Raw genomic sequence first — 26,159 nt, 5'->3', positions numbered from 1 at the left:
ATTATCATAATGAAAATGCGGACAGAATGGTGAGCCGTTCCATTATCAGCCTATATTACCAATGAAACTTATGATAAAATGTTTTGAAGCGCTGTGAATGAACAGGTTCATCTGTATAACATCAGCAAGAAGTGAAAAACTGATTAAATGGTACACAAAGATTCTATTACCGTCATAAGGAGCATGAATAAATGGCAATAACTACGCATGATACAGAAACGGATATTCAAGATCGGGCGATATTGGTCACTCTCGTCACAGATAAAATTAAACGTACCGGTATTGACCCAGAGCTTTCTCTGCAGGAATTAGTACAATTAGCAGAAACAGCAGGTGTTGAAGTCCTGGATGTGTTGCGTCAGAATAAGGAAACACCGGATTCGAAATGGTTTATCGGGAAAGGTAAGGTAGAAGAGCTCCGCATGGCCGCTGATGGTCTTGGAGCTAATACGGCTATTTTTGATCAGGAATTATCTGGAGCGCAGGTACGGAACCTTGAAGAGTCTCTGGATCTGAAGATTATTGATCGGACGCAGCTCATTTTGGATATTTTTGCTGGGCGGGCCAAAACACGAGAGGGTATTATTCAAGTAGAGCTGGCACAGCTGTCCTATCTTTTGCCGCGGTTATCCGGTCAAGGCAAAAACTTATCCAGATTAGGCGGGGGTATAGGAACCAGAGGGCCAGGTGAAAGTAAGCTTGAGACCGATCGCCGTCATATTCGCGGTCGGATTACGGAGTTGAAACGCCAGTTGGATGAGGTAGTTAAAACCCGTGAATTGCACCGTGAACGCCGCCGTAAAGCAGGGGCAGTGCAGGTTGCTCTAGTCGGCTACACGAATGCTGGTAAATCGACGCTGCTTAAGCAGCTTACGGATGCGGATGTTTATATTGAGAATCAATTGTTTGCTACGCTTGACCCTACTTCACGTGTGCTTCAACTAACGGGTGGTAAAGAGGTAGTGCTTACGGATACTGTAGGCTTCATTCAGAATCTTCCGCATGATCTTGTAGCATCTTTCCGCGCAACGCTGGAGGAAGTCAATGAGGCCAATCTGGTGTTGCATGTAGTGGATGCCTCATCTCCAATGCGTGAGGAGCAGATGGAGATTGTACAAACTATTTTGCAGGACTTAGGGGCAGCTAGCAAACCGCAAATAGTACTTTTTAATAAAATCGATCTATGTGAGCCTGAGCAACTGGAAATGCTGCCAACAGGCACAGGGTTTTTGAAAATCAGTGCCTTTAACCCGGAGGATTTAACCCGGATTATTGAAATTATCTCTGATGAGTTGGCTGGAGATACGCTGAATTTTCGCATTCCTGGAGACCGAGGCGATATTTCTTCCCTGCTTTACAGAGTAGGTGAGGTTCTGGAAACCACCTATGATGAGAACGATGTTATCTATAACGTCCGTCTTAATAAAGAGGATTATGATAAATGGGGTTACATGCTTGCTGATTTTGTGGACCAGCCGTAATCTTCTTTGTTCCCCTAAAGTGGAAATGCTTGTTGTATAGGTATAAAATAATAGCTAATGACAGAAAGCGTCAGGCAACTGTCGCTTTCTGTCATTATGATGGCAAGTAAATGTAAGGAGCGAATAAGAACTAATGGCAGTTTTTGCAGAAGATATTTTAGGAGCGGCAGAGTCCGCAGAAGTTGAAATCGAAGGTGCAGTCAAAGCTCTTGATCGAATTGTCGATAAGAATCAATGGAAGGTTATTGAAGCGTTTCAACGTCATCAGGTCAGTGATTATCATTTTGCGGGTTCAACGGGGTATGCTTACAACGACCGTGGACGCGAAGTGCTGGATCTTGTCTATGCTGACGTTTTTGGTGCGGAATCAGCTTTGGTGCGCCCGCATTTTGCTTCAGGAACACATACCATTTCAACAGCCCTCTTTGGTGTGCTGCGACCAGGAGACGAGCTTTTATACATCACAGGTCGTCCGTACGATACCTTACACAAGGTGATTGGCCAAGCAGGAGATGGGACAGGCTCACTCGCAGACTTCGGAATTACATATCGGGAAGTTGCCCTTACAGCAGAGGGTAAGATTGATTGGGAAGAGGTAACTCTCTCTATCAATGAGAAAACTAAAGTAATTGGAATCCAAAGATCGCGTGGTTATGATTGGCGTGCTTCCTTCACAGTAGCCGAAATAGGTGACATGACAGCGAGAGTGAAGTCATTGAAACCGGATGTTATTGTGTTCGTTGATAATTGCTATGGTGAGTTTACTGAAGAGCTTGAGCCTCCACAGGTTGGTGTGGATCTAGTAGCGGGTTCATTAATTAAAAATCCTGGTGGTGGAATTGCTGAGACGGGTGGATACATCTGTGGGCGCAGAGATCTAGTAGAGCTTACAGCGTACCGTCTTACAGCTCCTGGTATCGGTGGCGAGGTAGGCGCAATGTTAGGAACTACCCGCGGGTTATACCAAGGCCTATTCATGGCTCCGCATACAGTTGGACAAGCCCTTAAAGGCAGTATTTTTGCGGCAGCTGTATTTCAGCGCTGCGGGTTTGAGACGAAACCAGCGTGGAATGAACCTCGTACAGATTTGATTCAGGCGGTTTCCTTTGATGGACCGGATCACTTGATTGCCTTCGTGCAGGGAATTCAACGTGCTGCGGCGGTAGACAGCCATGTAGTTCCAGAACCATGGGATATGCCGGGATATGAACATCCTGTCATCATGGCGGCAGGTACGTTTATACAAGGTGGTAGCTTAGAGTTATCGGCAGATGCGCCTATCCGTGCGCCTTTTATCGGCTATATGCAAGGGGGATTAACCTACTCCCATGTCAAATATGGCGTTTTGATGGCACTCCAAAGTATGCGTGATCGAAAATTACTGTCAGAAAATCTTACACACCATTGACACGCTGTATTAGGAAATGTACAATGAGATCAGAAAAAGATCATTGGAAGGTTGGATGAGTCATGGGTGATGAAATCCGCAGAAATATGGCATTATTTCCTATTGGAATTGTAATGAAGTTAACTGATTTATCTGCAAGACAAATTCGTTATTATGAACAGCATAGTCTAATCGTACCTGCACGTACCTCTGGGAATCAACGTTTGTTCTCTTTTAATGATGTTGAGCGCCTATTAGAAATTAAGGCCTTGATTGAAAAGGGTGTTAACATTGCTGGCATCAAGCAAGTAATGAACCCAGTCTCGAAGGAATCCGAAGAAGCTACAGTGATTACCCCTGACACAGAGGTTAGACGTAGAGAGCTATCAGATTCGCAGCTTCACCGTTTGCTGAAGCAAGAACTAGTTTCCGGTAAAAGACCGGGACAGGTATCGCTTATTCAAGGTGAGTTATCCCGGTTTTTTAATAAATAATAATATACAGAGTTTTGAAAGGGAGAGGATCACGTGAGCTTTTCTAAAGAGGATATTTTACGCATTGCCAAGGAAGAGAATGTTCGTTTCATTCGTCTGCAATTTACAGATCTGTTAGGTACTATCAAGAATGTAGAGATTCCGGTTAGCCAATTGGAAAAAGCACTCGACAACAAAATGATGTTTGATGGTTCCTCCATCGAAGGTTATGTACGGATTGAAGAATCCGATATGTATCTCTTCCCAGACCTTGATACTTGGGTAATCTTCCCTTGGGTGACTGATAGCCGTGTTGCACGTCTGATTTGTGACGTGTATATGCCGGATGGTACTCCATTTGCTGGAGACCCACGTGGTATCCTGAAGCGTTGTCTGAAGGAAGCCGAAGAAATGGGCTTTACAGCGATGAATGTTGGACCTGAACCTGAATTCTTCTTGTTCAAAACAGACGAAAGAGGTAACCCAACTACAGAATTGAATGACCAAGGTGGTTATTTCGACTTAGCTCCTACAGACTTAGGGGAAAACTGCCGTCGTGAAATCGTATTGACCCTTGAAGAAATGGGCTTTGAAATCGAAGCTTCCCACCATGAAGTGGCTTCCGGCCAGCATGAAATTGATTTCAAATATGCAGACGCGATCACTTCTGCTGACCAAATTCAAACCTTTAAGCTCGTTGTGAAGACGGTTGCCCGTCAACATGGCTTGCATGCAACTTTTATGCCTAAACCATTGTTTGGTATTAACGGATCTGGTATGCACGCTCACCAATCCTTGTTTAATGGCAAAGAAAACATGTTCTACGATGAAAGTGACAAGCTAGGTCTGAGCAAAACTGCACGTTATTATATGGCTGGTATTTTGAAGCACGCTCGTGCTTTTGCAGCGATTACTAACCCAACAGTGAACTCTTACAAACGCCTTGTTCCTGGTTATGAAGCACCTTGTTACGTAGCTTGGTCTGCAAGTAACCGTAGCCCGATGATTCGTATCCCAGCTTCGAGAGGGCTTAGCACACGTGTTGAAGTTCGTAACCCGGACCCGGCAGCTAACCCATACCTCGCACTTGCTGTTATGTTGAAAGCAGGGCTAGACGGAATTAAGCGTAAGCTTGATCTTCCAGCTCCAATTGACCGTAACATCTATGTGATGTCTGAGGAAGAGCGTATTGAAGAAGGCATCCCAAGCTTGCCATCCGATTTGAAAGAAGCGCTAAGCGAAATGATCCGCAGCCATGTAATTACCGAGGCTCTCGGTGAACATGCGCTGGCTCACTTCTACGAGCTGAAAGAAATCGAATGGGATATCTATCGTACACAAGTTCATGAGTGGGAAAGAAACCAATACATGACGCTTTACTAGAACCTTTAAACCCTTGGCGCTCTAAGCGTTGAGGGTTTTTTTTGTGGGGGTAAGGATGATAGGAGATATTGTAGAGGTTTATGAACACCTCCGTAATGCCCCCAAAAAATGTAGTGATCATTCGAGGATGCTTCTCATATGAGCTTCAAATTTATCCATGCTGCTTTCATTTATTTTCTTTGAAATATGTGTGTATATGTTCGCTGTGATTCTCATACTACCGTGACCTAAACGTTCTAGTACATACTTCATATCGTTACCAGCCTCAAGTATAAGAACAGCATGAGTGTGACGAAAAGAATGAATCGGCATCGCCGGGAGACCAATACGTTTCAAAATTCGCGAAAAAGAATTGAATAAAGAAGATTTCGGCATGAAATTACCATCATCTCTAGAAAGAACTAAGTTTAACTTATGTTTATAGGAACCCTTCTAAGCTAATTTATTTTGGTTCTGATATTTAATGTGTTGCTTTAGATCGCTAATGATAGATTGACTAATTTTTATCGTTCGTTGCGAATTAAACGTTTTTGTATCTCCGAATAGAGTTGCTTCATCCTCAGCTGAAAAATCTAACGTCTTACAAATGTGGCAGCCGGTTTAGAATCTGAACCTCCACCGTTGTGGTAATGGTATTCTCCGTTTTCCAGTCCCCACTTTGCGCAATTTGTGCGGCAATAATGACCCCCATTTGCATCTGTGCGTCCTGGATGTGCCTCAGCAAGTACAGGCATCAATAATAAGAAAAGTGACATGAAGATTGGAACAATAATTCTTTTCATAAAAAATAAATACCCCAATGTTTGATTCTTGGAGTAGTCTATCAGAATACATTTTCACTTATCCCTTATTAAGCTAACTGGGCAGGATAGTTGAATGATTTCGCGAATAATTTAAGTCATGACGAATTTACGAAGTTCGCAAAAAGGCGTTAGCCGAAAGAAGTTCTTAGTTTAGGAGGAGTCTATATGATATTAGAAAAAGTTATAAATAGAATTGAAATACAAAGTGAATATAAGGATTTTGTTGATAAGTATATAGATAATATACTTACCGAATTCAAAGGTAAGATTCATAGCATTTATATGTGTGGCTCGATTCCAAAAGGAACTGCTAAACCTTTTAAGTCAGATGCAGACTTTACTATTGTATGTGTAAATCCCAAAGATATTGATTACGAAAGATTGTCAAATATTAAAGACAGGCTTTTGGAAGAATATCCAATAGTAACTAAGATTGATACGATAATTTGCTCGATTGACGATGTATTAAGTAAACCAAATGAGTGGGGTTTTTGGGTAAAGATAATTTGTGTTTGCATATATGGTCATGACGTTGGTGAAAAAGTACCACCGATAATTATTTCTCCAGAGTTCATTTTAGACTTAAATACAGAGACCAAGGAGGAAGTAGATCGTATACATAGTTTACTTTCTAATGCTAGTGATAACACAATGAAAACTAGATATATTAAAGGTTACTCTAAGAGATTAATTCGTGCATTATACTCTTTGGTTTTAGAAGATACAGGTGTATGGCAAGATGACATTATTAAGATGAAGAATGCCATATTAAACTATTGTGACATTGACTCCGCTTTAGTTGATTATCTGTATGCTTGTTACTTGGATAGTAATGTACTTGTTGAAGAGTTTCTGGGAATTGCAGATGAAGTATATAGCTATTTTGAGAACGCCTTAAATACAATGGCTGCTTCCAGAACTTCCTTCGGCTAACACCATATTGACGCTCCGGGTCACTCTGAGAAGCGAGTGACCACATCCAGCCCCCTAAGCCCGTCTGGACGTCACTGCGTTAGGTGTTCGGCAAGTCTCACAACTATAAGCAGCGACTCTAATTAAAACATAAGACTATTGAGCTAACGGGAACTTTAGTTGAATAATACACATTAATGAGCAGGCGCTACGGTAGCCTGCTGTTTTCATTGAAGTAACGGGCAGATTTGCACAATAGTCACCGCAGTTTAATGCGACTTCAAAATAAAAAGGAGAGAAAAGGCCCATGAATACTACACTTGGCAGATTAACAGGTCGAATCGCAATAGTAACAGGTGCAAGTCGCAGCACAGGAATCGGTGCTGCAGTGTGCAAAGAGTTGGCCTATCTAGGCGCTGATGTATTTTTTACACACTGGGTTAGTTACGATCAACAGATGCCCTGGGGTAGCAATAACGAGGAGCAAAAGCAACTTTGTGAGGAAATACGTGCCATGGGCGTTCGTTGCGAACACCTAATGATGGATCTTTCTGCACCTGAAAGCTTTGTGGATTTATTAAATAACGTTGAGCAGAAGCTAGGAGAACCTTCCATTCTTGTTAACAATGCTTGTTATTCGGTTAACGATGACTTAACCACGATTACCCCAGAGTCTTTGGATGCACACTACGCAATTAATGTTAGGGCGGTAACTATGCTTAGTGTGGAATTCGCTAGACGGTTTACGCAATCGGCAGGTGGTCGAGTTATTAATATGACATCGGGCCAATCACTAGACCCCATGGCTGGTGAAATCTCGTATGCCACAACGAAAGGGGCAATAGATGCTTTCACACGAACTTTTGCAGCAGAGGTGGGTCCGAAAGGCATCACCGTAAATGCGATAAATCCTGGACCCACAGACACCGGCTGGATGACTCCTGACCTACGACAGCAGTTATCTAAGCAATTTGTAACAGGTAGAGTAGGATTGCCTAAGGATGCAGCTCGTCTGGTTGCATTCTTAGCCACCGATGATGGGGAGTGGATTACCGGCCAAGTTTTACATTCCACGGGTGGATTCAACTAACGGAGAACGATAGCTCAATGAGACACCTAGCTAATACGATTGTGAAAATCGCCTCGTCAGTGATAATGCTGACGAGGCATTATAATTTGATGGGTCTTATATCAAATTCAGCCCATCCTGGTGGCAGTGATTCGAAGTCGACTTCTTCGAGGGCTTCTGGTTAAATAATTATTAGTAACGGTTCATATATGTCAATCAACGCACCTATACGTTCGCTGATACCAATAAAAGTACCAATAGCTACAATACTTCCGCACCTTCCACCAAATCCGCTATCGTGATTGTCACAGATATGCACGGACTGTCCCGGCTTTAAATCTTCCCATCTCATAATTTAGGGGGTGCTCCTTGTTCTTCAAAAGTTCTCTGGGACATTCCAAAGTAAGCAGCCCTGTCATTTGAGTAATGGTTCTGTCGTTGTATCGGTAGCATCAGTGGCGTCTCCGGGAAACTATTTTCGTTTGCCGCGCGGGCGACGTTTTATGGTTCCTTTTTTCTTGTCCTTTAGTAGTAGATAAGCTGTGTAACATTGAATTGCTGCTGTTAGGAGTTGTACCATGTAGAAGAGTCATCACAGGGATAACCTGAACTGCTCTTTTATTGCTCAAAAAATTTTGTTTTATCTGTAATCAACTCTACGAGTAAGCGTCATAATAAAACCTTGCTGACCATGATGGTAGCAGGGTTTTTGTTCATACATTAAATTTCTTCCCTCACGGAGGCAATGGATCCTATGATACATCCACCAATGATTCCGGAACGAAGCCAATTAGCGATGGTTATCCGATATCTAAAGTTAATTTTAACGGCGATGATTCTCCCAATACGATTTTCAAGCCACTTTTAAGATAGCGATATTCTGGATTCTATTCCCTAGATTGAAATCTTCAATTGCATTTGTAGTACCTCTTCTGATTGAAAATTGGGCTATATTTCCTGCACACATAAACGCCCACAAAATGCTCACAAATAATAGAAGGAAGACATTGAAATCCGTAATCGTTTTCTCAGAGAACCCTTTATTTTAACGGAGTTAGGTACTATTCAGACCATTAAAAAAAGGCAAACTGTAAATTGTACTCAGGTTCATGAGTTGGAAAGAAACCAATATATGACGCTTTACTAGAACCTTTAAACCCTTAACGCCTTTGGTGTTGAGTTTTTTTGTGTGTGGGGGTAAGGATAGGAGATATTGTAGAGGTTTATGGACGCCCCTGTAATGCCCCCCAAAAATGTAGTGATCATTCGAGGATACTTCTCATATGAGCTTCAAATTTCTCCATACTGCTTTCATTTATTTTCTTTGAAATATGTGTGTATGTGCGCTGTGATTCTTATGCTACCATGACCTAAACGTGTTATTCCAAAGCTTGAAAGGGGTAATAAGCTGGCTAAACGATTTTATGAATTGGACTATAAGAATGCTCTCCAACTTGGGACAAGCCATTTTCGCGACAGGTGAAACTTCTAGCCTCTTATAATGGAGAATGCTATGACTCAGTCAAATGATTGAGTTTTTGAATTGCGAGCTCGGCAACTTTTGATAAATTTCACTCGTATGTTTCGTTATCGATAATCAATTCAAAGGCGAATCCAAAGCATGCGTTACCTTTGAATTCGTTCTTGACTAAAATGTAAAAAAGCCAGAAGGCTTAACACCATCTAGCTTAGCTGTATAGCGAAAAGTGGATTATTAGGATGAGGGCAAAGAATATGGTTTTTGAGGAATTGTGCTGCAGACCATAGTTCGACAGTTGGAAAGTAAACGTTCGATCATATACGAAGTATCAGAAAGAAATGCGGGGAATAATGGTGGTATGGATAGAGCTGACGCATCGTTCACACACATCGTGGGCGGGACATTTGATTGGATCGAGAATGTGGATGAGTTCAACGTGTTAGGGAAGGCGCCGTCATGACACAGGTACAAGATAAGACTTACATTTGCACTCGAGAGAAGGCAGAGGGGACACGCTTAATATTATGAAAGTAAAGTTGTGATTTCTGAAGGGCAGTCGATACAATGACTACTGATTTGCAGCTGAATTTAGTATCAATAAATTATTATACTTCGCTGCATGCTTTTGCTCATCGAGAATAATGCCATATAAAGTATCCTTATAAACGCCATACGGAAGACCGAACCATATCTTTCGATACTTTTCAACCGCTGACAATTCACCTTGAAAGGCTTTTTGCAAACCATTGTTATACGAATTAACTTGTTCAGGGACTTCGTCGCTAACTCCTGTCACTTCATGTCCTGTCAATTCTCTGTACATTTGTCGAAACATAAGATTATGCCCACGTTCATCATTCCGAATAGAAGTAATAACTTCAGCTTGTTCTTTATTCGGAGCAAGTTGAATGAGTTGGTCATAAAAAAGTTCGTCATTTCGTTCACCTTGGACTGAAGTCCTCATTAATTCAAGAGCCTCTTGAGTTGAAGTTGCCCAAATGGGGACAAATTGAGATCTGAACCAATAAGGATACACCATATACATTAGCAAAACCTCCAATAATTTATAAGTATTCTATCAACAATCATATGCTCGCTAACTGATTGTATGAGCATGATCTCACTTCTTACTTTTTCTTAATTAGACCAAAGTCAAAAAAGTGGACGGTAAGAAATAGATTTTCTAGTAAATTGCTCAGCAAAACGAGCAGGTGAAAGATACCTTATCGACGTTTGCGCACAATTGGTTTTCCTTATAATTTTCCAGTCGCCATCCTATGATTTCACGTGTTCACAGATTCATTACGCTAGCCAGATACAACCGACATCCCCGGCAAGGAATATATATAATGACAATGACCCAAACCCTGTTGGGTTTGAGAATCTTAAATTGTTGGTTTAAAGTGTTTGAAGCGATGGGATTATCATGCTTTTACGGGCTCCTCCGGTTGTGGAATCAACAAAGTCAACGGGCTATGTGGGAGCTGCAGCTCAGGGAAGATGAACGTGGATTTAATCTAGCTTTTAGTGATATCAGCAGCTTAGTGACTAAGTGCCGCTTTAGTAACTGTAATCTAACTGTAATCTTAAACTGATAAAACTTTAACGCCTTTGCCATTGAGGGTTTACTTTGTTTTTGTATAGGCAGCCTGCTGGCCTTTTGAGTATCATTTATGATATACCTATAAAACGCCTACAAACAGTTTGTTAATCGAGGATATTATACAGGCTAATAATTTTGATGTGTAAGAAGTTGTTCATTTATCATAAATAATGGGATATCATTGGAGATAGAAGAATTAAATGCAGAGACGGAGGAGTGAATTTGGATATAGTTTGGTCAAACTTAATATTAACTTTGATAATTTTCGGGATATTAGTGGTTTTGATTTTTAAAGGTATTAGTTTATTAGTAAGAAGTTATAAATCAAAAAAATAACTCTATAGACGATTATACATAGTCATGGTCAGTCATTGGTTATATTCCCGCATCGCTCTGACTATAAAAGAATTTATCAAAGAGTATTGACACAAGACCTGAGTTACAGATCATTAAGAATGGCGATTTACAGAACCCCCCGCGGTTGGCTGTGAGTCGCTATTTTATTATTTTTGTATATTCTAAAAGTGTTAAAGTAAAAGTGATTGTAAGTTTTTTCACTTTAATTGTTGTATCGTCTACCTTGCTCTTGCTCAGTCCAATTAACCTTATGAAACCGAGAAGAACTAAGATCTCATGGGTCACTTTATGGAATCTGGTGGCATTAATTAAGATAGTAGGTGCCCGAATCGTCCGGGAACAATTTGAATTTCGAGCACAACTCCATAGCTGTTAATAAGAACGAGTCGATTGTTTGAAATTTTTCAATCCGTAGCAATAAAAATGAAGAAAAGGTTTGAAGATTAAGAGGACACGTCACTCATGTGGGTAATAACTAATATAGTAATAAGGAGGTGCGTAATGAAAAAAATATTATTAACTACAGTTACTAGTATTCTTCTGTCTTCCTCAATTCTCGGTGCATGTAGTAACAATAAAACAACAGACGAGGCAAAACCTACAGCGTCAAGTGCAGCGCCTATGCCAGTTGTCGAAGCTACAACCACTCCTGAACCTTCTGCTACTCCTTCTATGGAGGTGCAGGAGTCCGCCAGTCCGGAGGCCACTGATCCTCTAACATCCGATCGGCCAAAGACCAAAGCATTTGGTGAACAGGAGGGAGGGATTTCAGGGCAAGAAGGTACACTTGAGCAAGGTGATGGATATTCCCTGTATGTCTTTCAGGATTTCACACTAGACTCGCAGTCTAATCGTTTATTATTGACTAAGGATCCAACCTATTATGCCCAAATTGAACACTTGCCTGCCGGTTACGATCTCACAGCTTTGAAGCAGCAGGGACAAACCGAGCTTTCTGCAATTGGCAAAGCAAACGACCATAGCGGGGAACTAATTGAACATCCTCTAGGTTTTGCAGAATTATATCTGCAGGCAACCGGTGATAAAGGGATAGAAGATTATATGGTCTGGAAGAATCAGGCGGGGGAAGCTTTTCTTTTTCGGATACACAATCCTAAGGGGGATTCGTCGAATAAGTTTGCACCTTGGGTGATGGTTTCACTGGCAACACTTGAACTTGAAAGGAATTAAGTGTGATCAGAGCCGTAGGAGTTGTGCGGAGTAGAAGGGGTGTGCCATAACCATAATCAAAAAAATGGTTGTTGGCACACTTCTTCTTCTTTTTGGTACCTTACTTCATTCGAACGCCAATTTTCGTTTGCTGAGGTTGCAAATTTCGCATATGAGCCCGCTATAGGACCCAACAGACCTTATATGGAGCTTTATCTCACATTTGGGATACTAAAGGACTCCATAGTCGCTATTGGCATTAAAAACGCTCAATATGAGCCTCATCCTTAGGAATAACGTCACTGGAGTCCGAAACCATGCTTCAAAGGCTCAAAATTAGCAAATAGCGTCATCTGGGTCCGAAAGTCATGGCACGTAGTAGAGGGATTTAATGTTAAAATATCTTATATATAGATAACTAATTCTTTCCTGGGAAGGAGTAAGTTCATGCAAATTTTTATTTACATAGGATTGGGCTTCTTTATAATTTCAGGTATATGTGTTGGAGCCTTCACGACAGGTACACAACAAAGAGGTAACTTTTATTCGGAATCTAAGCAAGACCGTAAAGCTAAAAACAAAGTAGCGAATTGGTCCGCTTTAGGTGGTCTTATTTCATTAGCTGTAGCTGGGATTCTTTATTTGTTGTAAATGAACGCACAACATAAGGAGGAGTGTTGCAGATGGTGAAGATTTTTAATGAAAATACGGTCTCTTTTACACAAAAACAGTCCCCGATCCCAGAGTTTGCTTGGCATACGAGTGAAAGGTTAGCTGAAATGGTGGGCTCCAAGCATTTAGTTTTTGATATCAGATCTTTAGATCCTGATAAATATTCTTTTCCTTATCATTTTCATAGAAATGCTGAAGAAATATTTGTGATTTTAGCGGGAAAAGCGATGTTAAGAACACCCGAGGGTTTTACGGAGGTTACTGAAGGGGATGTAATATTTTTTGAAATGGGACCGGAAGGGGCGCACCAGCTTTATAATCATTCCGATGCACCATGCAGGTATCTGGATCTCCGAACGAATCAGGGAATAGATGTTTGCGAATATCCAGACTCAGGCAAAATCAACATTTTGCCCTATCAAGAAATCTATCAAGCAGATGAACAGGCGGATTATTGTAAGGGAGAAGAGCATGTAAGGGGAAAATGGAATGGGGGGGGCGTAATTGATTAAAGATCGTTGGTTTACAGTAACGGAAATTGATCCGACCACCTATGCAATCAGTGAATATGGACATTGGGAAAAGGTGCATTCTTTTTTACTCTTGGGGCAAAAACAAGCCGCGTTAATTGATACGGGATTAGGTATTGATAATATAAAAAGAATAACGGATCAGTTAACGGATTTACCTATCGCTGTCATAACTACGCATGTGCATGCAGATCATATTGGCAGTCATGGGCAATTCGAGACAATCTATGTTCATAAAGCGGATGAGGATTGGCTGATTAACGGAATAAAAGGCTTGTCCCTTGCCCAGATTCGAAAAGATATGAGCCGGGACATCACCCTTCCTGTTCCTGAAACCTTTGATCCTAACACCTACATACCTTTTCAAGGGAAGCCAACAGCTCTTTTACAAGAAGGGGATGTGCTCGACATAGGCGGGCGTAAAATAGAAATATACCACACACCAGGTCATTCGCCAGGTCATATCAGCCTTTTTGATCATGCCAACGGATATCTGTTTACAGGTGATTTATTGTATGACGTTACGCCAATCTATGCCTTTTACCCTTCGACTAGTCCGGTTGATTTAGTGGCCTCCTTAGAAAAGATTACGGAAATTCCAGGAGTTACCCAAGTATTCGGTTCTCATAATACACTGGGTTTAGATCCATCTATTTTACAAGAGGTCAAAAAGGCGGTTCGTGAGTTACGTGAGCAAAAGGTAGTGGCACATGGTACGGGCATTCACCAGTTTGATGGGTTTAGTGTGCAATTTTAGATTTTTTTATGTCGAAAACAAATGGGGGTATGGCGATATGGCGTCTACATCAAAGGCTTTTGCTAGATCAATGGATTCTTATTTAAACTACATTAAAATGCCTTGGGGGAGATTGTTTTATCATTCCGCTTGGCAGCAAATTGACAATCACTGCAGCTCTGAAGAGGTTCAATCTATTTTAGATATCGGCTGTGGTTTTGGGATAACCAGTCGTGAATTCGCAAAAAAAGGTTATACAGTTACAGGGATAGATCCGACTCCAGAGATGATAGTCATTGCGCAAGAGTCTGCATGTAAAGACGGTCTTAACATAGCCTTTAGATCGGCAACGCTACAAGATGCAGATGTATTAGCGGACGGATATGACTGGATTTTTTGCCATAATGTGCTTGAATATCTCGATGATCCAAAACAATTGTTAATGGACATTAGTAAAAAACAAAATGAAAACGGAATGCTTTCTCTTATAACTCATAATCCAGTGGCAAAAGTGATGAAAAAAGCCGTTATGAATAAAGATCCTATGGGGGCTATAGACAGTATTGGAAACACGCAGGAATATAGCGGCATTATTCAAACAGACATTACCATCTATACAAAAGATCAATTAGTGGAATGGCTCGCGGAGTGTGGTTATGAGATTAGAAGTATATACGGAATACATAATATCTACGGATATATTGTGGATAATGAAATAAAAATGGATGAGCAATGGCATGTAGAAATGGTGGAGCTAGAGCTTAAGTTAAGCAGTTTATCTCCATACAAGGACGTTGCTATTTTCACACATCTTATTGCGCAAAAAACAACTTAATTATTCAGATACGATTGACCTGAACAGTGCATGTAATTGTTGTACTTGGGAGTAAGCTTCCTTGTACTGGTTGTCGGATTGTTGAATAGGCAATAAACCCGGCAAGAAGGAGATACAATACACAGGCGTTTCTTTGCTGTTCATATATATTTTAAGCGTAAGCTCTTCAATCACATTAGCTTCTTCATCAGCTTCCTTAAGGACGTTAATATCTGCACTTGTTGCAGTAGTTTTGCTGTTTTGATGTCTTTTGGAGACTTTTGAAAGGGTGAGTGCGTTAACCACAATCTCGGATCCCATTACATTATCAAAAGAGTATAGCTTTGCTACTGCTTTTTTGTTACTCTTCGGATTTTTGGTACCGATTGCCAATTTTTTATTAGGCTCGTTAAGTGCAATCAAGTGAGATTGATTGGGGGGAATGAATGTTTTGGTGAAGCTGATGTTAAAAGATGAGGTCGCATTAACTAGCTTAGAAATTTCAGATGAAGCAGATAGCGTTTTCAATTTTATAATGGCGGCACTTAGAATTAAAACAACTCCTAAAATAGCAAATAAGTACATCAAGATAATCAGCATATAATCACACCTCCTAGTTATCTCATTAGACTCAAATTGTTGCTTATTGAAAGATATGCCTGAATGATCTCCACTAGTATCTTTTAAAAGGGAAATTCGTGGAATTATAGGATCGGCTTCACGATTAACCCAAAAAAAGCACCCAGAGAAACCTTCCGATTCTGCAAATGATGCAAAATTGGGGGTTGCTGCAAGGGTGCTTTTTAAGATGATTATGAAAACCTATAGAAAATTGAAGGCAGTGATATGATCGGTATAAACAATCAGCTGTTTGTATTCGATCGGAGTCCCATAACTAGCATAAGGTCTTACAGTAACGTCATTGAGGACAACAAAGTTATAGCTGAAATTTTTATCAGGGTGTTCTGCTCCCAAATAAGATATGTATTCGTCTACAATTACATCATCCATCAAAGATTTTAAATCAAATACATCCTCTTTGTTGGAGACGGTTGGAGAGACGATTCCCTGAATGCTGCCAAAAGAGGTGAGCAAATTCACTTTTTTTCCACTAGCTTGTTCATCATTTAAAAGTAAACCGGACAGCTTACCCAGTGCATCGACTTTAAAATCGACGAGGGTTCTAATTTTTGAATTATTCAAACTAAACACATCCTTTTCAATTTGCAATCCTGTTAACAATATTCGACATATAATCACGAAACTCCTAGTATGCTAATGAAAAAATACTTACTTATGTAATGACCCCCATTTTTTAATGTGATTTGGGGGTTGCCGAGCCTCCATTCGAATTTAATTTCTTATCGTTACTCGTGTGCCTATAGGGACAATAGCAGCGAGTGCTAACACATCCTCGTTGTACATCCGGATGCAGCCGTGGGACACCTCTTTCCCAATGGAGGAAGGGTCATTGTTTCCATGAATTCCGTAGTGTGGTTTAGACAGTCCCATCCAAAACACACCGAAGGGACCCCCTGGGTCGGGTTGTTTGTTAATAATAGTGAATTCACCCACTGGGGATTGGGTTAACATCTTACCGATGCCGACAGGGTAACCTCTAATCACAATATCATTGTCCAGAAGATATAACATTCGTTGGGTCAGATCTACAATAATTCGGTAGTTGGGCATTATACGCAACACTCCTTTCTAATTAGGATATGAGCAGAACGCCTAAAGGGTTATTCATAGAAAATGGCCATTTTAGCCATTGGGAACAAATGTTCGTAAGTGGTTGGAAAAGCAAAAAAACGTAGAAAAAAGGCTGTTCCGCATATGCGGAACAGCCTTTTATGTTAGAAGTGCATACTTAGTGGATATCTCGAAACAATCCGATGACTCTTCCGAGAATAGTTACGCGATTAAGGCGAAGCGGCTCATAAGCTGGATTCTCCGGCTGAAGCCGTATATGATCACGTTCCTTGTAAAAGGTCTTAACGGTTGCTTCATCTTCTTCGGTCATGGCTACAACGATATCTCCGTTGTCCGCTGTTTGTTGTTGGCGAACAATCACATAGTCACCATTCATAATGCCTGCGTCAACCATACTATCACCCATGACAGACAGCATAAATACTTTGTTGTCACCTACATAGTGAGTAGGAAGTGGGAAGTAGTCTTCGATATTCTCTGTAGCAGTGATAGGTACCCCGGCGGTAACTTTACCTACGACAGGAATCCGTGAGATGGTCTGCGCGAATTGGTGAACATTCTCTGAATCCTCTTGGCCTAGTAATTCTATTGCACGTGGCTTCGTTGGATCTCGACGAATAAGTCCCTTCTTCTCAAGCCGGTCCAAATGACCGTGAACTGTGGAGCTGGAAGCAAGGCCAACAGCTTCTCCAATTTCCCGGACGGAAGGTGGATAACCCTTGCTGCGGACTTCGCTTCGTATAAATTCCAGGATCGCCAGCTGGCGACTTGAAATCTTTGACATTGGAATCAACCCCATATAGTAATGTTTGGGAAAATTATAACATAGAACTACCGTTCGCACAAACATAAGTTCTAACTATTATAAATATTAATCTGCTAGAGTTAAAAAATGGTAGATGAATGATAATAAAATGAACCGTTTGAGTCTCTCGAAAAAAAGAGAACAATTGTTCTGAAATAGTATTGAACAAAACACATGTTCGTGTTATTATAAATTCGAAAGTAAGAACAAGTGTTTGGAGGATGATGATTATGCTAAAATACAGTACATACCGCAGCATCTACGATAAGGCCCCAGTGGTTGAATCTATAGGACATAATGACGTTGCCCGTAATTCCGCTAAGGTGAAAGAGATAACGGAACGTTTGCTTGGAGGGATGATTTCGTTGTTCCGTCAAGATTTCTTTATTAAGTTAATATTGATTTTCGTGCTAGTATTATCTGGCCTAACAGTAGTGGGAAATGTATTTGCAGGATCGACGACTATAATGAAGGAAGAGAAGCGGATTGTGGTTGAACGTGGAGATACACTATGGAGTATTGCCCTTAAGAATAAACCAGCTGATATGAAGACAGTTGTTTATATAGAAGGAATTAAACGTTCAAGTGGGATTAAGAGTAGTCAAATTAACGCTGGAGACATACTTACTTTACCTATTTATTAATTTTCTGAGAACATAATAGAATGACCAGTAGAGCTTGCAGGGAGTAGACCTTGACAAGCTCTTTTTCTCATGGCAGAGTTAGAATTAATTTATAGGGGGAGGGAAAGTATTGAATATTGATGAGTTGGTCGCGCGAATTAACGAATTGGCACGCAAACAGAAGAGCGTAGGCCTTAATCAAGAGGAAGTGGCGGAACGCGCCAAGCTTCGTGAAATTTACCTGGGGAATATCCGCAATAACTTCCGAGCACAATTAAATACTATTGAAGTAGTAGATAACGATGAGCATGAACAAGGTAACAAGGGGCTTAAACATTAGCTCGCTGTTCCTTTTCATAGATATTTCAGGATGACTAGGGGGAACGCACATGGCCCGTTCTTGGGAAAGAATGGTTCAACGCAACACACAGCAAATCAACAAGCAAAGAAAGAAGCAAGGCAAGGATACGATTTATGCCTCTAAATCTCCTACCCAGAATGCCGAAGTCTTTAAAGGTCGCAACATTGCATTTCCGGTAGTGTTAGTGATACTTGGCACTATGTTTTGGGTAGTTGGTTCTATTGATCAGGCCAAAGGTAATGGCATGCTGGCTAATTGGCTGGGAGTAGTACTGTACTATTTGCTGGCAGCGCTATTGTTCTTCCGTCGTCCGTACTTGAAGGTGGAAAAAGCAAGACTGTCCACTATTAAATTCAATCGCGAACGCGGACTTCCAGCTGCAGATATTGAGAAAATCACCCTTTCGCGTGGAGCTGTAGTCATTAAGCACAAAGGGAAACGTACGAAATGGATTTTCACAAAACTTATGAATCGCTATGATACTAATGCGATGAGTACACGATTAGAAGCATTTGCTAAAGCTCACAACATTGAAGTAGTTCACGAATAGAACTAGACCAGTTAAAGGGAGAGGGAGACCTGTAATGCCAATTTCTGCTGTACTATTTGACCTTGATGATACATTGCTGTGGGATGATCGGAGCGTCGAAGAAGCATTTCGTTCTGCTTGTGAAGCCGCCGGGGATACGATCGATCCACAAGAACTAGAAGTTGCAGTTCGTAAGGAAGCAAGTAGCTTGTATGAATCTTATGAGACGTTCCCATTTACAAAGATGATCGGAATTAATCCTTATGAAGCACTCTGGGCTAACTTTACGGCAGGTGAACAGCCAGAATTCCGTCAATTGGAGCAGCTTGCACCGGTATATCGTAAAGAGTCTTGGCGTCGCGGACTTGCAGTGTTAGGGGTGGAAGACGAAGCACTAGCTGAGACCTTGGCAACTAAATTCGCAGCAGAGCGCAGAAAACGTCCATACATCTATGAAGAAACAATGCATGTACTGGAACAGTTACGGGGTCAAGTGAAGCTTTTGCTACTTACGAACGGCTGTCCTGCACTGCAACAAGAGAAACTAGATGGTGTGCCCGAGTTAATTCCTTTCTTTGATCATATTGTGATTTCCGGAAGCTTTGGTAAAGGCAAACCGGATAAGGAAATTTTCCTGCATGCTTTAGAGCTTCTTGATGTAACGCCTGAGCAAGCGGTTATGGTCGGCGATAAGCTGACAACGGATATCCGTGGGGGGCTGGCAGCAGGGTTGACCGCGGTCTGGATTAATAGAAAAGGTAGAGCACCTAGTCTTGATATTCATCCGGATCATGAAATCAATCACCTTGAGGAACTTCTTCCACTAGTTCAATCCTTGTAAGATATACAGAGCTATTAGCTCCAATATAAAGACTTTATAAAAGCAGCGAGTTTCTGAGATCCTAAGAAACTCGCTGCTTTTCTGTACATACATACTAACATAAGGATTTCATTAGATTTTTAAGTAAATGATTTAAGTCACAAGACTAATGCGGAATTGATGCAAAATACTGAAAAACCAATAATAATGTGTATAATAGATGGAGATGTATAACATGAATTGGTAGATTTTTATTATTCGATAATGATTGGGAGGGCTCCGAATGATGAGATCGAAGAAATTAGTCGCTGTATTATTAGGTGCAACACTTCTAGTACTAGGTGGATGTTCTTCAAATGGAACCAAGCATTCAGAAATACATAACATGAATATGAACATGTCTATGGAACCTATCAAAGTCGAACTACAATGGAGTCCTGAAGAAGTTGTTGTAAATCAAAAGGTAACCTTTGAAGCTGTGGTGACCCAAGATAACGAGGCAGTAGATGATGCAAAAGAGGTTCTGTTCGAAATTGTGAATAAAAATGATGAGGGACAGAAAATAGAGCTTAAGGGAAAGCTAATTGGTAAAGGAGTCTATCAAGCAGAAGGGACCCTTGAAAAGGAAGGACAATATAATGTCACTTCACATGTGACAGCCCGGACACAGCACTCTATGCCTAGCAAAGAGCTGTCTGTGAAACCATGATTCAAAGGTTCGCAAAGGTTACTGAGCAATAACAGATAAAGCAGAGTGGAAAGGAAGGCTTTTCGAAATTCCTTTATTCTGCTAAACTTACTCTAATGTTTTACTGGGGGGACTATTAGTTGGCTAAATATACACTTGAGGAAAGCTTACAACAAAGGATTTTGATCCTTGATGGCGCAATGGGCACGATGATCCAACAGGTGCCTCTTACTGGAGAAGATTTTGGAGGCGATGAGCTGGACGGCTGTAATGAAATGCTGGTATTAACACGTCCAGAAGTCATTCAGACGATTCATGAGCAGTACCTCGAAGCAGGGGCTGATCTCATTGAGACTAACACATTTGGTGCAACCTCTGTTGTGCTAGCTGAATATGATATTCCTCAGCGGGCACGTGAGATCAATCTAGCGGCAGCAGAGTTGGCTCGCAGAGCAGTAGACAAATATGACACACCTGACCGTCCGCGATACGTCGTGGGGGCTATGGGTCCAACAACAAAAACGCTCTCAGTAACTGGAGGCGTTACTTTCCAAGAGTTAGTTGATAGCTATGAGGAACAAGCAGTGGCATTGATCGACGGTAAAGTAGATGTTTTGCTGCTGGAGACCTCTCAAGATACACTTAACGTTAAAGCTGGAAGTATTGGTATTCGTAATGCTTTTGAAAAGACTGGCATCACATTGCCGGTTATGATTTCCGGAACAATTGAACCAATGGGTACTACATTGGCGGGTCAGAATATTGAAGCATTTTATATCTCATTAGAACATCTGAAGCCTATCTCTATGGGCCTCAACTGTGCGACTGGTCCTGAGTTTATGCGGGATCACATTCGTTCGCTTTCGGAGATCTCCTCCGCAGCCGTGAGCTGTTATCCAAACGCAGGATTGCCGGATGAGAACGGACATTATCATGAATCTCCAGATTCTTTAGCTCGCAAGATTGCAGCCTTTGCCGAAAAAGGCTGGCTGAACATTGCAGGGGGTTGCTGTGGAACGACACCAGAGCATATCCGTGCGATGAAGGAAGCACTTTCTGAATATCCTCCACGCCCGCTGACAGGTAATCATCCACCTGCACTTTCAGGCATTGAGCCTATCTATATTGAGAACGACAACCGCCCATACATGGTTGGTGAACGTACGAATGTACTTGGCTCTCGTAAATTTAAACGTCTTATCGTCGAAGGTAAATATGAGGAAGCCTCAGAAATTGCCCGTGCTCAGGTGAAGAGTGGGGCACAGGTTATTGACGTGTGTGTACAAGACCCTGACCGTGATGAGATTGAAGATATTAAGCTTTTCTTAGAACTGGTTGTGAAAAAGGTTAAAGTACCCCTGATGATCGATACTACCGATCCTAAGGTTATCGATTTGGCTTTGCAGTACTGTCAAGGTAAGGCGATAATTAACTCCATTAACCTTGAAGATGGTGAAGAAAAATTCGAGCTGGTGACGCCGATCATTCATAAATATGGTGCAGCTATTGTTGTGGGTACCATCGATGAGACGGGACAAGCCATTAAGGCGACAGATAAACTGGAAGTGGCTAAACGCTCCTATGACTTGCTAGTGAATAAGTACGGTTTAGCAGGAGAAGATCTTATTTTTGACACGTTGGTGTTCCCTGTAGGAACCGGAGATGAACAATATATCGGTTCAGCAAAAGAAACGATTGACGGCATTCGTTTGATCAAGGAAGCACTTCCAGGTGTTCATACGATCTTGGGCATCAGCAACGTCTCCTTTGGATTGCCGGAAGCGGGACGTGAAGTGTTGAACTCCGTATTCCTTTATGAATGTACAAAAGCTGGATTGGATTATGCGATCGTAAATACAGAGAAAGTGGAGCGGTATGCTTCCATTCCTGCTGAAGAACGTCATCTTGCTGAGGAACTGATTTATAATACGAATGATGAGACGCTTTCTGCTTTTGTAGCTGCTTTCCGTGGTAAAAAAGTAGAGAAAAAAGAGAAGATTTCCAACCTGTCACTTGAAGAACGTTTAGCTTCCTATGTGGTTGAAGGTACGAAGGAAGGACTCATTCCTGACCTTAATGAAGCATTGACTAAATCTGGTCCGCTGGAGATCATCAATGGACCGCTGATGGCAGGGATGTCGGAAGTCGGCCGGTTATTTAATAATAATGAATTGATTGTTGCTGAGGTGCTGCAAAGCGCTGAAGTGATGAAGGCATCTGTCAATCATCTAGAGCAGTTTATGCAGAAGGATGAGACAGCGGTTAAAGGGAAAATTATGCTGGCAACCGTAAAAGGGGACGTGCATGATATTGGTAAGAATCTAGTGGAGATCATCCTCTCTAATAATGGTTATCAGATCATTAATTTGGGTATAAAAGTACCACCAGAGACCATTATCGAAGCCTTCCGTCGAGAAAAAGCTGATGCGATAGGATTGTCCGGGCTGCTTGTGAAATCTGCTCAGCAGATGGTCCTCACCGCTCAGGATTTACGTACAGCAGGGATCGATGTTCCGATTATGGTCGGCGGCGCAGCTTTGACCCGTAAATTTACGAAGACCCGTATTCGTCCAGAATATGACGGTCTAGTATTGTATGCTAAGGACGCTATGGACGGGCTGGATATTGCCAATCGGCTTATGAACCCTGAAGAACGGGAGAAGATTGCCGAGGAAATTCGTGTGGAGGCAGAAGCAGCGGTTGCGGTGGCGCCTAAGCAAGAACTGCCGAAACTAACCAGAGCAGTGCGTTCCAAAATATCTCCAGATGCACCTGTATTTGTTCCACCGGATTTAGAACGCCACGTACTGCGTAACTATCCATTGGGGCATATTATCCCCTATGTGAATATGCAAATGCTGCTGGGTCATCATTTGGGGTTACGGGGTTCTGTAGAAGCCCAATTAGCTGCTGGAGATCAGCGGACTGTTGAACTGAAGGGTACCGTAGACGATATTCTCCATCAAGCGATGCTAGAGGGTACCATTACTCCACATGCTATGTATCAATTCTTCCCTGCACAATCGCAAGGGAATGATATTATAGTGTATAATCCACAGAATACGTCCGAGATCCTGCATACCTTTACTTTCCCGAGACAAGGGGTAGAGCCTCATCTGTGCTTGGCGGACTTCTTGAAACCTGTTGACAGTGGTATTATGGACTATGTTGGATTCCTAGTTGTAACAGCAGGTCACGGTGTACGTGAATTGTCTACTCAGCTGAAAGAAAGCGGAGATTATCTGCGTTCACACGCCTTGCAGTCGGTTGCACTTGAAGTGGCAGAAGGACTGGCGGAACGCGTCCATCATATGATGCGCGATACTTGGGGTTTCCCGGATCCGGCGGATATGACGATGAAGCAAAGACATGGGGCAAGATACCAAGGAATCCGTGTTTCATTTGGTTATCCTGCATGCCCGGATTTAGAAGATCAAGGTCCACTGTTTAAGTTGTTATCTCCGGAGGATATCGGTGTTCACCTTACAGAAGGCTTTATGATGGAGCCCGAAGCTTCCGTTTCGGCTATGGTATTTGCCCATCCAGAAGCGCAGTATTTTAATGTAGAGAAGCTGTAATTCTTTCATTTATATACCTGGTCTGTAGGGGATTGTATCCCTTTCAGCGGAACCTCCCGTAACTGGGGGGTTTTTTGCTGGAAGAAGGTCGTTTAGAATTGAAAAGAGATGGTTGAGCCAATAAGCAGAAGGGAGGAAAAAGAATGGATTTATATTTTTTAGGTACTAATGCAGGTGTGCCAACGCTACAACGCAATGTAACGTCCGTTACATTAAGACTGCTGGAAGAACGTCGCAGTATTTGGATGTTCGATTGTGGGGAAGGTACACAACATCAGGTTCTTCGTTCACCGATTCGGCTAGGAAAGCTGGAAAAGCTATTCATTACCCACTTGCATGGTGATCACCTATTTGGTCTTCCAGGTCTATTATCAAGTCGTGGTTATCAGGGAGGGACAGCGCCGTTAACGGTGTACGGACCCCCTGGATTAAAAGCATACCTAGAGATCTCCTTAGCTGTGAGCCAATCCCGAATTCCTTATAAGATTGAGATTGTAGAGCATACAGGAGGAATTATATTCGAGGATGATAGCTTTAAAGTTGAGGCTGCATTACTTGAGCACCGGATTGACAGCTATGGCTACCGGGTAACGGAAAAGGATAGTCCCGGAAGCCTCAATACGGAATTGCTTAAGAGTTATGGTTTAAAACCGGGACCGATTTATGGGAAATTAAAAAAAGGTGAAGATGTTGTTACGGATGAAGGTGTGCGAATCTGTGCTGCTGATGTTGTCAGGGAACCCAAACGAGGACGTATTGTTACTATCCTTGGAGATACAAGACCTTGTTCGGGAGCCTTAGAACTCTCTCTTAATGCAGACCTTATCGTTCATGAAGCAACCTTCGCCCATGATCTGGCTGACATGGCGTATCAATATCATCATAGTACAGCCCGTCAGGCTGCAGAGTTAGCAAAAGAAGCCAAAGCAGGACAGCTGTTGCTGACTCATTTCAGTTCTCGTTACAGCTCGCATGAAGAGTTAATTCCTTTGCTTGAGGAAGCTGGACTCCTATTCCCAGAGACATTATTAGCTGAGGAATTTAATGCATATCCGGTACCTCGCAGACTAAATGGGCAATAGGGGGAATGATTATTTTCCGGGAAAGCGCAGGAAATGACAGTGCTATGCTAAAAAATGCTGGATGGGACGGTTGTTCGATTTCATTCGACGAAGTGTGTTAGATTTAAAGTAATCACGGAGTAAAAGACGAACGAATGGCTGGACATATTGCCGAAAATCAGTAGGTGATATCTTCCACCTAAAGGGATTGAGTTTTTCTGTAAATCCAAGCAGGGCAAAGGCTACGAGTTTGTTAATACTATTATTTATTTATTATATTAATTAAATTTATTGTGGAAACTGAGGGGTTAGTGATGGAACAAATTGAAGGATTATTGATTGATCTAGATGGTACATTGTACCATGGGCATAAAATGATTCCCGGTGCTGATCTGCTGATAAAAGCTCTTCGTGAAGCGGATATCCCTTTTTTATTTGTTACTAATAACTCATCGCGTACGGCAGCTAACGTTGCTGCCCACTTAAGTGGAATGGGAATTGAGGCGAAAGCTGAGGAGGTATGTACCTCTTCTATGGCAGCCGCACGTTACATAGCTGAGGAATCACCTGGGGCTACAGTGGCGATACTTGGAGAAGAGGGACTGCGTATGGCTTGCATTGAGGCAGGGCTCCAAATCGTCACAGAATCCCCTGATTATGTGGTGCAAGGTATCGATCGTTCTTTTAATTATGCTTCGTTAGCTCAAGCTTCGCGTTGGATTTTGAGCGGGGCAAAGTTTGTGCTCACCAATCCAGATTTAATGTTACCATCAGATGATGGGGTTATGCCGGGTGCGGGTACGATTGGTGCAGCAATTGAGGCTGCCAGTGGAGTGAAGCCAGTAGTGATCGGTAAACCTGAATCCCACCTGATCAAATATGCGACAGATCTTCTGAACATTCAACCTGAACATGCTGCTGTTGTTGGGGATAATATGCGTACGGATATCGCTGCCGGTGTTAATGCGGGCTGTCGTACAATCCTTGTTCTTACCGGTTTAACCACTACAGAGAACCTGGAGCACTATAAAAGCATCACAGGGATCACTCCCGATGAAATATGTGCCGATTTAGCTGAACTTAAAATGTTTCTCGGTGTATAATAGCTAGG

General features: G+C 41.9%; 24 protein-coding genes and 2 pseudogenes. 19 read left to right on the top strand and 7 right to left on the bottom strand.

Features of this window, described 5'->3' with window-relative positions:
* Positions 1–191 precede the first annotated feature (191 nt).
* From hflX to glnA, 4 genes are all read left to right on the top strand, one after another.
* On the top strand, positions 192–1,481 hold the full coding sequence (gene hflX, locus MHH89_RS08485; RefSeq protein ID WP_076128387.1) for a GTPase HflX: 1,290 nt from the start codon (positions 192–194) through the stop codon (positions 1,479–1,481).
* 133 nt (positions 1,482–1,614) lie between these two features.
* On the top strand, positions 1,615–2,889 hold the full coding sequence (locus MHH89_RS08480; RefSeq protein WP_076302617.1) for a methionine gamma-lyase family protein: 1,275 nt from the start codon (positions 1,615–1,617) through the stop codon (positions 2,887–2,889).
* Between the two features lie 62 nt (positions 2,890–2,951).
* Positions 2,952–3,362, top strand: coding sequence for a MerR family transcriptional regulator (locus tag MHH89_RS08475; protein WP_019910684.1), 411 nt, complete (start codon positions 2,952–2,954; stop codon positions 3,360–3,362).
* Between the two features lie 33 nt (positions 3,363–3,395).
* The gene (gene glnA / locus MHH89_RS08470) at positions 3,396–4,724 is read left to right on the top strand and encodes a type I glutamate--ammonia ligase (RefSeq protein WP_036687730.1); all 1,329 of its coding nucleotides are present in this window, start codon (positions 3,396–3,398) and stop codon (positions 4,722–4,724) included.
* Between the two features lie 117 nt (positions 4,725–4,841).
* Here the strand turns inward: glnA and MHH89_RS08465 are convergent.
* Positions 4,842–5,117 (bottom strand): annotated as a pseudogene (locus tag MHH89_RS08465) (tyrosine-type recombinase/integrase); the annotation flags it as partial.
* Between the two features lie 209 nt (positions 5,118–5,326).
* Positions 5,327–5,506: pseudogene (locus MHH89_RS08460) on the bottom strand (YHYH domain-containing protein); the annotation flags it as partial.
* A 186-nt stretch (positions 5,507–5,692) separates the two neighbouring features.
* Here MHH89_RS08460 and MHH89_RS08455 point away from each other — a divergent pair.
* Both MHH89_RS08455 and MHH89_RS08450 read left to right on the top strand, forming a co-directional pair.
* Positions 5,693–6,460, top strand: a complete 768-nt coding sequence (locus MHH89_RS08455; RefSeq protein WP_076220482.1) for a nucleotidyltransferase domain-containing protein — start codon at positions 5,693–5,695, stop codon at positions 6,458–6,460.
* A 286-nt stretch (positions 6,461–6,746) separates the two neighbouring features.
* Positions 6,747–7,529, top strand: coding sequence for an SDR family oxidoreductase (locus MHH89_RS08450; RefSeq protein WP_341086824.1), 783 nt, complete (start codon positions 6,747–6,749; stop codon positions 7,527–7,529).
* Positions 7,530–9,556: 2,027 nt separating this feature from the next.
* Here the strand turns inward: MHH89_RS08450 and MHH89_RS08445 are convergent.
* Positions 9,557–10,033, bottom strand: coding sequence for a ferritin-like domain-containing protein (locus MHH89_RS08445; RefSeq protein WP_076220480.1), 477 nt, complete (start codon positions 10,031–10,033; stop codon positions 9,557–9,559).
* A 1,416-nt stretch (positions 10,034–11,449) separates the two neighbouring features.
* Between MHH89_RS08445 and MHH89_RS08440 the strand changes: the two genes are divergently transcribed.
* From MHH89_RS08440 to MHH89_RS08420, 5 genes are all read left to right on the top strand, one after another.
* Entirely contained in the window at positions 11,450–12,139 is a 690-nt protein-coding gene (locus MHH89_RS08440; RefSeq protein WP_076309784.1) for a hypothetical protein, read from the top strand.
* Positions 12,140–12,565: 426 nt separating this feature from the next.
* Positions 12,566–12,769: a DUF5316 domain-containing protein gene (locus tag MHH89_RS08435; RefSeq protein ID WP_076184440.1), complete on the top strand. Its 204-nt coding sequence runs from the start codon at positions 12,566–12,568 to the stop codon at positions 12,767–12,769.
* Between the two features lie 35 nt (positions 12,770–12,804).
* On the top strand, positions 12,805–13,302 hold the full coding sequence (locus MHH89_RS08430; RefSeq protein WP_341086823.1) for a cupin domain-containing protein: 498 nt from the start codon (positions 12,805–12,807) through the stop codon (positions 13,300–13,302).
* Positions 13,295–14,077 carry an MBL fold metallo-hydrolase gene (locus MHH89_RS08425; RefSeq protein WP_076184438.1) on the top strand — a complete coding sequence of 261 codons (783 nt, stop codon included), beginning with the start codon at positions 13,295–13,297 and terminating at the stop codon, positions 14,075–14,077. Before MHH89_RS08430 ends, MHH89_RS08425 begins: the two co-directional genes overlap by 8 nt.
* Before the next feature lie 37 nt (positions 14,078–14,114).
* Complete coding sequence (locus MHH89_RS08420; protein ID WP_076279302.1) at positions 14,115–14,891, top strand: methyltransferase domain-containing protein; 777 nt, start codon at positions 14,115–14,117, stop codon at positions 14,889–14,891.
* Here the strand turns inward: MHH89_RS08420 and MHH89_RS08415 are convergent, their stop codons facing one another.
* The 4 genes from MHH89_RS08415 to lexA form a co-directional block, all read right to left on the bottom strand.
* Positions 14,892–15,470, bottom strand: a complete 579-nt coding sequence (locus MHH89_RS08415; protein WP_076217986.1) for a hypothetical protein — start codon at positions 15,468–15,470, stop codon at positions 14,892–14,894. It lies immediately after the preceding gene.
* 222 nt (positions 15,471–15,692) lie between these two features.
* Positions 15,693–16,073 (bottom strand): hypothetical protein, encoded by a 381-nt coding sequence (locus tag MHH89_RS08410; RefSeq protein ID WP_139329870.1) that lies wholly within the window; start codon positions 16,071–16,073, stop codon positions 15,693–15,695.
* Positions 16,074–16,223: 150 nt separating this feature from the next.
* Positions 16,224–16,562: a L,D-transpeptidase gene (locus MHH89_RS08405; RefSeq protein WP_076217985.1), complete on the bottom strand. Its 339-nt coding sequence runs from the start codon at positions 16,560–16,562 to the stop codon at positions 16,224–16,226.
* Between the two features lie 178 nt (positions 16,563–16,740).
* Positions 16,741–17,367, bottom strand: a complete 627-nt coding sequence (gene lexA, locus MHH89_RS08400; RefSeq protein ID WP_036687720.1) for a transcriptional repressor LexA — start codon at positions 17,365–17,367, stop codon at positions 16,741–16,743.
* Between the two features lie 251 nt (positions 17,368–17,618).
* On the opposite strand from lexA, the gene MHH89_RS08395 reads away from it, so the two are divergent.
* From MHH89_RS08395 to MHH89_RS08360, 8 genes are all read left to right on the top strand, one after another.
* Positions 17,619–18,032, top strand: a complete 414-nt coding sequence (locus MHH89_RS08395; protein WP_076128409.1) for a LysM peptidoglycan-binding domain-containing protein — start codon at positions 17,619–17,621, stop codon at positions 18,030–18,032.
* A 109-nt stretch (positions 18,033–18,141) separates the two neighbouring features.
* Positions 18,142–18,351 carry a DUF896 domain-containing protein gene (locus MHH89_RS08390; protein ID WP_036687717.1) on the top strand — a complete coding sequence of 70 codons (210 nt, stop codon included), beginning with the start codon at positions 18,142–18,144 and terminating at the stop codon, positions 18,349–18,351.
* 49 nt (positions 18,352–18,400) lie between these two features.
* Positions 18,401–18,922 (top strand): hypothetical protein, encoded by a 522-nt coding sequence (locus tag MHH89_RS08385; RefSeq protein ID WP_076128411.1) that lies wholly within the window; start codon positions 18,401–18,403, stop codon positions 18,920–18,922.
* Between the two features lie 34 nt (positions 18,923–18,956).
* Complete coding sequence (locus tag MHH89_RS08380; RefSeq protein WP_340951278.1) at positions 18,957–19,742, top strand: HAD family hydrolase; 786 nt, start codon at positions 18,957–18,959, stop codon at positions 19,740–19,742.
* Positions 19,743–20,004: 262 nt separating this feature from the next.
* Positions 20,005–20,430 carry a FixH family protein gene (locus MHH89_RS08375; RefSeq protein ID WP_038571571.1) on the top strand — a complete coding sequence of 142 codons (426 nt, stop codon included), beginning with the start codon at positions 20,005–20,007 and terminating at the stop codon, positions 20,428–20,430.
* Between the two features lie 179 nt (positions 20,431–20,609).
* Entirely contained in the window at positions 20,610–23,987 is a 3,378-nt protein-coding gene (gene metH, locus MHH89_RS08370; protein WP_370511261.1) for a methionine synthase, read from the top strand.
* A gap of 143 nt (positions 23,988–24,130) precedes the next feature.
* A complete protein-coding gene (rnz, locus tag MHH89_RS08365; protein WP_076279308.1) occupies positions 24,131–25,069 on the top strand; it encodes a ribonuclease Z in 939 nt (312 codons plus the stop codon).
* Positions 25,070–25,362: 293 nt separating this feature from the next.
* Positions 25,363–26,151 (top strand): TIGR01457 family HAD-type hydrolase, encoded by a 789-nt coding sequence (locus MHH89_RS08360; RefSeq protein ID WP_076128417.1) that lies wholly within the window; start codon positions 25,363–25,365, stop codon positions 26,149–26,151.
* The last annotated feature ends 8 nt before the right edge of the window (positions 26,152–26,159 follow it).

It is taken from the genome of Paenibacillus sp. FSL H7-0323 (assembly GCF_038002725.1).
GTDB classification, from domain to species: domain Bacteria; phylum Bacillota; class Bacilli; order Paenibacillales; family Paenibacillaceae; genus Paenibacillus_AQ; species Paenibacillus_AQ odorifer.
Note: the sequence above shows the minus strand (reverse complement) of the source record. Positions and strands in the feature narration are given on the sequence as shown.